Annotated in this window: 10 protein-coding genes; all 10 read left to right on the plus strand. The window is 43.0% G+C overall.

The window, feature by feature from the left end; genetic code table 11:
* Positions 1-1,048 (plus strand): aminotransferase class V-fold PLP-dependent enzyme (locus ACH2DQ_RS06020; protein ID WP_395025968.1); only part of this gene is annotated, 1,048 nt, incomplete at its 5' end.
* Positions 1,038-1,460: a Fe-S cluster assembly sulfur transfer protein SufU gene (gene sufU, locus ACH2DQ_RS06025; RefSeq protein ID WP_394913437.1), complete on the plus strand. Its 423-nt coding sequence runs from the start codon at positions 1,038-1,040 to the stop codon at positions 1,458-1,460. The genes ACH2DQ_RS06020 and sufU, both read left to right, overlap by 11 nt.
* A gap of 94 nt (positions 1,461-1,554) precedes the next feature.
* On the plus strand, positions 1,555-1,887 hold the full coding sequence (locus tag ACH2DQ_RS06030) for an MmcQ/YjbR family DNA-binding protein (RefSeq protein WP_394913438.1): 333 nt from the start codon (positions 1,555-1,557) through the stop codon (positions 1,885-1,887).
* 62 nt (positions 1,888-1,949) lie between these two features.
* Positions 1,950-2,096: a hypothetical protein gene (locus ACH2DQ_RS06035; RefSeq protein WP_394913439.1), complete on the plus strand. Its 147-nt coding sequence runs from the start codon at positions 1,950-1,952 to the stop codon at positions 2,094-2,096.
* Positions 2,097-2,138: 42 nt separating this feature from the next.
* Positions 2,139-2,768: a uracil-DNA glycosylase family protein gene (locus ACH2DQ_RS06040; RefSeq protein WP_394913440.1), complete on the plus strand. Its 630-nt coding sequence runs from the start codon at positions 2,139-2,141 to the stop codon at positions 2,766-2,768.
* A gap of 3 nt (positions 2,769-2,771) precedes the next feature.
* Positions 2,772-3,536 (plus strand): alpha/beta fold hydrolase, encoded by a 765-nt coding sequence (locus ACH2DQ_RS06045; RefSeq protein WP_394913441.1) that lies wholly within the window; start codon positions 2,772-2,774, stop codon positions 3,534-3,536.
* A gap of 21 nt (positions 3,537-3,557) precedes the next feature.
* Positions 3,558-4,424: a helix-turn-helix domain-containing protein gene (locus tag ACH2DQ_RS06050; protein ID WP_394913442.1), complete on the plus strand. Its 867-nt coding sequence runs from the start codon at positions 3,558-3,560 to the stop codon at positions 4,422-4,424.
* A gap of 114 nt (positions 4,425-4,538) precedes the next feature.
* Positions 4,539-5,882, plus strand: a complete 1,344-nt coding sequence (locus ACH2DQ_RS06055) for a glycoside hydrolase family 30 beta sandwich domain-containing protein (protein ID WP_394913443.1) — start codon at positions 4,539-4,541, stop codon at positions 5,880-5,882.
* Between the two features lie 262 nt (positions 5,883-6,144).
* Entirely contained in the window at positions 6,145-7,125 is a 981-nt protein-coding gene (locus ACH2DQ_RS06060; RefSeq protein ID WP_394913444.1) for a LacI family DNA-binding transcriptional regulator, read from the plus strand.
* A 399-nt stretch (positions 7,126-7,524) separates the two neighbouring features.
* The coding region (locus ACH2DQ_RS06065) for an extracellular solute-binding protein (RefSeq protein WP_395025973.1) at positions 7,525-7,979 on the plus strand (455 nt) is incomplete at its 3' end.

Here is a 7,979-nt window from a genome sequence, read left to right on the forward strand (position 1 = left end):
TCAGGCAACGGAGACGTATGAACGGGCAAGGACTGCCGTAAAAGAACTGATCGGAGCCAGGCACGATTGTGAAATAATTTTTACCAGAAATACTACAGAATCCATTAACTTGGCAGCATACAGCTATGGACTTTCGAATATAAAAGAAGGTGACGAAATCGTGGTATCCATCCTGGAACATCACAGCAACCTTCTTCCCTGGCAGATGGTGGCAAAGCGCACCGGGGCGAAGCTGGTTTATCTGTATTGCGGCAGGGATGGGAAAATTCCCTGGACCGAGGTGCAGAGCAAGATCAGCAGACGCACGAAACTGGTTGGAATCGCCCATGTATCCAATGTCATCGGATGCACAAATCCGGTGAAGGAGATCATCTCCTATGCCCATAAAATGGGAGCGGTTGTATTGGTGGACGGGGCACAGGCGGTTCCCCACATAGCAGTGGATGTACAGGAACTGGATGCTGATTTCTATGCATTTTCCGGACATAAAATGCTGGGTCCTATGGGAATTGGAGTACTGTATGGCAAAAAGCAGCTGTTAGAAGAAATGCCTCCGTTTTTGACCGGGGGTGAAATGATCGACTCGGTGAGCCAGCAGGATGCGGTATTTGCACCCCTCCCCCATAAATTCGAAGCAGGAACGGTAAATGCACAGGGGGCAGCGGGATTAGAGGCAGCAGTCTGTTATATAAAGAAAGTAGGATATGAGGAAATCCAGAAACAAGAAGAGATATTAGTTGCCAGGGCAATGGAAGGCATCCATAAAATGCCCCATGTACATCTCATCGGCTCCCAGAATCCGGAAGAACACAGCGGTATTTTGACCTTTACCATAGATGATGTTCATCCCCACGATATTGCTTCCATCATGGATTCTGCACATATTGCAATCCGGGCAGGGCATCACTGCGCAGAACCGCTTATGAAATATTTAGAATTGAATGCAACGGCGAGAGCCAGCGTATATTTTTATAACACGGAAGAAGAAATAGATCTTTTTCTGGAAAACTTGAATCAGGTAAGGAGGTGGCTTGGATATGGGGCTTAGAGAATTGTATACCGAGATTTTAAATGAACACAATCTGCATCCAACTCATAAGGTGGAGATGGAACACCCCACAAAGGTGTTAAGAGGTGTTAATCCAAGCTGTGGGGATGATATTCTGCTGCAGTTAAAAATGGAAGACGGCATAATCAAAGACGGGACATTTACCGGTACCGGATGTGCCATTTCCCAGGCTTCCGCAGATATGATGCTGGATTTAATCATTGGAAAAGAAGAACAGGAGGCACTGAAACTGGCTGAACTATTTGGGAAAATGATCAAAGGGGAAGCGATGGAAGAAGAACTGGAGGCATTGGACGAAGCGGCGGCGCTGAAAGATATTTCCCATATGCCTGCACGGGTAAAATGTGCGGTATTGGGATGGCATACCATGGAAGAAATGATTTCTGAATAAAGTGTTTGAAATATTTGTCAAAATGTGCGAAAATAGGATTTGTCAGAAAAGGCAGGAAGAATATTTGTGAAAGAGCGTTGTTAAAAGGAGAGAAATGGAGACAAGAGAAGAGATCATCCGGTATTGTAAGACATTTCCTGGTATATATGAAGATTATCCGTTTCATGATGATAACTGGACCGTCATGAGATGTGTTAAAAATAAAAAAAGTTTTGCATACATTTATGAAAGAAACCAGCAAGTCTGGGTGAATGTGAAATGCAGTCCGGAATGGATTTCATTCTGGCAAAATGCATTTCCATCCGTAGTTCCAGGGTTTCATATGAATAAAAAGTATTGGAATTCGCTGATACTGGATGGAACGATTCCGGATAAGGATATCAAAAGAATGCTGGCTGAAAGCTATGATCTGGTTAAAGATCTGTGATTTTTCCAAAATATCTGAATAAATATCCTACACTTCAGCCATAGTAATACTGAGGTGATGATATGAATAAAAAAGAGCTGGAACATCAGAATAAAAAGAAAAATCTGGAAGAATTCAATAGTGTAACCCAGAAGGTGAAACCGGAGAATCAAAATCAATCGCACAATGTAAGAGAAGAAGCAGTAAATCCAAAAATCAGGCAGGTATAAGCACCCGAAAGGGTGCTTTTATCAGGAAAAGGGGTGGGAGGCATGCAGGATTATACAGACCGTATTTCACAGGAACAGCATTATCAGGAACTTCGCAGACAGATACAGGAATGCCGTACCTGTCAGGATCTGTTTGGCTATGAACCCCGCCCGATTCTCTTTGGAAATGTGAATGCCAGAATTATGCAGATCAGCCAGGCGCCGTCCAGGAAGGTACATGAAACCGGGAAGCCCTTTAACGATGCCAGCGGACAGAAGCTGCGTCATGATTGGTACGGCATAACGGATGAAGAATTTTATAACCCGGATTTCTTTTATATTGTCTCGGTAGCTCACTGCTTCCCTGGAAAAGCGCCGGGAGGAGGAGACAGAAAGCCCCCGAAGATATGTGCCGGAAAGTGGCTTTTGAAGGAAATGGAACTGGTAAATAACGAGATCTATATCCTGGTGGGCCGTTATGCGGCAGAATTTTTCTACCCCAAATGCAAATTCACAGATTTAATTTTTAAGGATCAGCGGCTGAATGGGAAACCGGCATTTGTGCTTCCCCATCCATCCCCGCTGAATGTAAAGTGGTTTTTAGACCATCCTGAATTTGAAGATAAAAGAATAAAAGAAATACGAGATGAGATTCACCGGATTTTGAATAAGAAATCAGAAAATGAGGCATAAAGAATGAAGTCCAAAATGAAGATGAGTTTATGGAAAAAAATAGCCATAATAACGGCGAGTGTGCTGGCAGTTATGGCGGGAGCATTTTTTATTTATACAGGGAGTTACTATCATGCGGAACATCCTGTTCTAACAGAAGCGCTGGCGCAGGCTGACGGCAGCAAAGGTGTGGATATAACCCCGAAAGGGAACAGTTACGTTTTTACGCCAGCCGATCGGAAACCGGAAACGGCACTGATCTTTTATCCGGGCGGAAAAGTAGAGTACACGGCTTATGCGGATCTGATGCAGATTATAGCCAAAGAAGGATATCTCTGCATTCTGGTAAAAATGCCGTTTAATCTGGCTGTCTTTGATATGAATGCTGCAGAGGAATATATGGATACATATGATACAATTAAAAACTGGTATGTGGGAGGCCATTCTCTGGGTGGTGCCATGGCAGCAGAGTTTGCAGCAAAGAACAGTGATAAGCTGGCAGGACTTGTGCTCCTTGGTGCTTATCCGGCAAGTGATCTAAGCAGCAGCAGCCTGAAAGTGCTCAGTATGTATGGAAGCATGGATCAGGTGATGAATCGTGAAAAATTTGAAGCAGGTCTGAAACTGATGCCAAAAGAGCATGAGGAATTCGAGATAGCGGGAGGAAACCACGCTCAGTTTGGCAGCTACGGGAAACAAAAAGGAGACGGCGAAGCGGCTGTTTCTCAGGAAGAACAGCAGAATACGGCAGCAAAAGAGATTAGCGGATTTATGAGTAAGAATCCGTAATCCTGCAAAGGAGAAAAGATTGTGGAATCCTGTACTCACGAATTTATAAAACCCAATGACGCAATTGACATAAACCTTGAATACTCCATAGACGAGGGGAGTGTGGTGCCCAAGCATTTTCACGACTGGATTGAGATCGTATTTCTGGTGAAGGGAACATTGGAAGTGCATGACAGCAGCCGGATGATTACCCTTCAGGAGAATGATTTTGTAATTATTAACCCTATGAGTATCCATTCCACCAGATGCATTGGCGGGAACCAGGCGATTTTACTGCAGATTCCGGTATCATTTATTAAAAAGTTTATGCCGGAGGTGGTTCACTATCATTTTTCAACAGACCCGGGTGCAGAAGATGAGACAATTCAGGCAAAGCTGGCAAGAATCCGTTTTCTTCTGCAAGACCTGCTTTTTGCCTATGAGAATAAGGAAGAGGGTTACGTTTTTCACTGCTACAGCCTGGTATTTGAACTGCTGTACATCTGTATCCATTCTTTTTCCAGTCGAAAAGATGAAGCAAACTTGGTAAAGTCACAGAAGAATCAGCTTCGGATGCGTCAGATTATGGATTATGTGAATGCCCATTACCAGGAAGAAGTTATGCTGCATGATATCGCAGCTGCAGTAGGTTTAAATCAGGTTTATTTCTCCCGTTTTTTTAAACAGCAGACAGGAATTACCTTTCTGGAATATCTGAATACAGTCCGCATGGAAAGATTCCATAACGAATTGCTGCATACCGATTACTGCATCAAAGATCTCCTGGAAAAAAACCATTTCTACAACTACAAATTGTTTATGAGAATGTTTAAAAATGCCTATGGCTGTACGCCAAAAGAGCTAAGAAAACGTATCTCATCAGGCAGTACGGGAACAGGCCGATTTTAAAAGTTAAAATCGACCTGTTTTTTCGTTTGCTTTGCACCTACTCAATGCAGTAGATAATTGTTATATTAGGATTATCAAAATAGAAAAATGGATAATGGAAAGGAGAAGCGAATCATGAAAAATATAACCCATGTAATGAGCCGGGAAAGTGATTATTGGAAAGAAGCACAGGTGTCCCATACGGTCAAAAGTGAAGATACCCTTATGCTTACGGCGGACTACCGACAGAAAGTGCTGGGATTTGGAGGCTGCTTTAACGAGCTTGGTTGGGACGCTCTGAAAAAAACAGATAAAGTTACTGCGGAAGCGTTTATCAAAGAGTTATATGGAGAGGAGGGCTGTGCTTTCAATATGGGAAGAGTTCCCATTGGCGCTAATGACTTCAGCCTTGAATGGTATAGCTGTGATGATACCGATGGGGATTATGATCTGAAGGATTTCAATATTGAGCGGGATAAAGAATATACGCTGCCATTTATTAAAGCAGCACAGAAGTATTGTAAGGATTTAAGTCTTTTTGCATCGCCCTGGAGTCCTCCGGTCTGGATGAAAACAAAAAAGGCTTACAATTATGGACGAATTCGAATGGAAGAAAAAGTGCTGGATGCCTATGCCAGATATTTTGTAAAGTTTGTAAAAGCATATGGAGAACAGGGGGTTCCTGTGAATATGGTTCATGTTCAGAACGAACCTATGGCGGATCAGAAATTCCCATCCTGTCTCTGGTATGGTTCCGATATGCGGGATTTTATCAAAGGATATTTAGGACCGGAGTTTGAAAAGAGCGGTCTGGATACCCAGATCTGGCTGGGAACCATTAACGGACCGTTTGTGGATTTCAGATGGCCCGGAAATGGAGCACCCTATCATGAATTCTATGATCAATTTGCCAACACCATACTGTCAGACAAGGAAGCCAGAAAATATATAAAAGGCGTGGGCGTACAGTGGGGCGGCAAACATCAGCTGGAGCAGATAGAAGCCAGTTATCCCCAAATGCATATCATGCAGACCGAAAGTGAGTGCGGGGACGGATTGAATGAATGGGAACAGGCGGAGTATATTTTCATGCAGATGTGGTATTATTTCCGCCATGGTGCAGAGCGTTATACATACTGGAATATGGCATTGCCAGAAGGGGGAGTCTCTACCTGGGGATGGTCTCAGAATTCCCTGGCAACGGTGAACCCGGAGACAGGGAAACTTACCTTACAGCCGGAATTTTACCTGATGAAACATTTTTCTCACTTTGTAAAACCCGGTGCCAGAGTTATCCGAACCAGCGGGTGCTGGACATCCAATGCAGTTGCATTTGAAAATCCCGACGGAGAAGTGGTCATTACCCTGCTGAACAGTATGGATCGTGACCGGGAATTTACCTGCATCTGTTCCGATGGGCAATTTTCTGCTGGGATTCCGGCGCATTCCGTACACACATTTGTAGTGAAAACGGTATAGATGGGAGAAAGGTTTTCGTAAAGTATTACAGCGAACGCTTTATATTAATAAACTGCATTTGGGAAAGAGCAGGGGGCGGACCAGGACAGGTGCCTGGAAAGGTTAAAATACCAGTTCGGTGTGAAGCCTTCCAATCACCTGTCCTGGTCCGCCACCATCACTTGACTTTTGCAGTAGGATAGCGCCTCTATTAAATTCTGTTTACATATTTTACAGCCCGTGCTAAAATGAATGAAACATATTTCATAAGGAGTTGTTAATTATGGCGAGTATTCGTGATGTGGCTAAAAGAGCAAATGTGGCGGCGTGTACGGTTTCCAGGGTGTTAAATGGTACCGCCTATGTGGCGCCTGAGACGAAATTGAAGATCGAGCAGGCGATGAAAGAATTAAATTATATTCCCAATGAACTTGCCAGGGGAATGTTTCGCCAGCGGGCAGGAATCATTGCCATGTTAGTGCCTAATATCCGGCATCCGTTTTTTTCCAGCCTTGCAGGGTATATGGAAAAAGAACTTTATGAAATCGGATATAAGCTCATGCTCTGTAGTACGGACGATGATTTGGAACGGGAGCAGGAGTACATGAATATGCTGAAATCCAATATTGTGGATGGTGTGATTATGGGGGTAAACAGTCTGGATGACAGTGAGTATGAATCTTTTCAAAAGCCCCTGGTGATGCTGGATTATCAGGTAAACCAGCAAATTCCGGTGGTTGCTTCCAATCACGGTCTGGGAGGGCGGCTTGCCGCAAAAGCGTTAATCGCCAGCGGATGTAAGTCTGTAATTCATATCTGCGGAGAGTCAAAGAAAAAGGTTCTATCTTTTGAATGCCACGAAGAGTTGGAGCGGGTACTAAAAGAACATGGAATCGCCTGCAGAAGCATGTCTGTCCGCTGGAATGATTTTGACTTTGAGGGATATCTGAATATGGCGAAAACAATTTTGCAGGAATTCCCGGAGATAGACGGCATGATGTCTGCAGACATGCCCTGTACGGCATTTTTGAAAGCTGCAGTACAGCTTGGGAAACGAATTCCAGAGGATTTCTGCGCGGTGAGCTATGATGGAACTTATGTGGTGAATATGAATTTAATTGATATAACCACAGTCAGACAGCCGATTAAAGAAATTGCAAAACAGGCGATTGCTGTATTGGAAACATTGCTGGCAGGGAAGACACCTAAGAAGAACCGCTATGAATTAAAAGTTTCCCTGGTAAAAGGAGATACGACGATGTGATTACAAAATCATTGTGTGGGAGCCACTTTGAGCTGTGTGGAATCATATTTGAACGTATGTGATCCGTACTTGTGTGGTACGTGAGGGTGGGAGGGCAATTCAGTCAAATGTACTAAAACGGATACAATGATTTTGTGTATAACGATGAAACAGAAGGAAACCACCTAAATATATTGACAGAGCTCTAAAATGAGTGTAGTATGAAATACATAAGAAACATGTTTCATTACTATGAAAAAGCGAATGAAAGAAGTAAAAAAGATATAAATTATGCTATATTTCAGTATATGAAAATGATGGAATGGGAATTTAAATATGTTATGGCGAACGAAAATCATCCATAACATATTTTTATAACAATTATGAAACATGTTTCACCCAGAAGAAAAGGAGAAGGACATGAAAAGAAAATTTTTGTTGGGAGCCACGTTGTTATTATGTATGGGACTGCTTACCGGATGCGGCGGGAAAGATTATGATTTTTACATTTTCAATGTAAAAAGTGAAAATGCAGATGCACTTGAAAAAGTATGCAAGGCCTATGGAGATGAGACGGGTCAGAAAATTAAAGTCTTTTCGATTGGTACCACGGATGGTATAGACCTTTTAAGAGCGGATATGAATTCCTATAACAAACCGGCGATTTATTCGGTAAATGCAGAAACAGTGCCGGAATGGGAAGAGGGAGGATTTTTAAAGGATCTGCGGGAAGCATCGACTCCGGAAATGCGTGAGCTTGCAGAAAGTATTCCACAAGGCATGCGGTTGTCTTCTGGAAATGGGACCAACTATGGAATACCTTATAATGTGGAAGGTTATGGATATATCATAGACACCAAGATGGTAGATGCTTT

It is taken from the genome of Robinsoniella sp. (assembly GCF_034124845.1).

Excerpts from the sequence above, each read along its gene's own strand:
- sufU (WP_394913437.1), top strand. The coding sequence starts at position 1,038 with ATGGGGCTTAGAGAATTGTATACCGAGATTTTAAATGAACACAATCTG.
- ACH2DQ_RS06030 (WP_394913438.1), top strand. The coding sequence starts at position 1,555 with ATGGAGACAAGAGAAGAGATCATCCGGTATTGTAAGACATTTCCTGGT.
- ACH2DQ_RS06035 (WP_394913439.1), top strand. The coding sequence starts at position 1,950 with ATGAATAAAAAAGAGCTGGAACATCAGAATAAAAAGAAAAATCTGGAA.
- ACH2DQ_RS06040 (WP_394913440.1), top strand. The coding sequence starts at position 2,139 with ATGCAGGATTATACAGACCGTATTTCACAGGAACAGCATTATCAGGAA.
- ACH2DQ_RS06045 (WP_394913441.1), top strand. The coding sequence starts at position 2,772 with ATGAAGTCCAAAATGAAGATGAGTTTATGGAAAAAAATAGCCATAATA.
- ACH2DQ_RS06055 (WP_394913443.1), top strand. The coding sequence starts at position 4,539 with ATGAAAAATATAACCCATGTAATGAGCCGGGAAAGTGATTATTGGAAA.
- ACH2DQ_RS06060 (WP_394913444.1), top strand. The coding sequence starts at position 6,145 with ATGGCGAGTATTCGTGATGTGGCTAAAAGAGCAAATGTGGCGGCGTGT.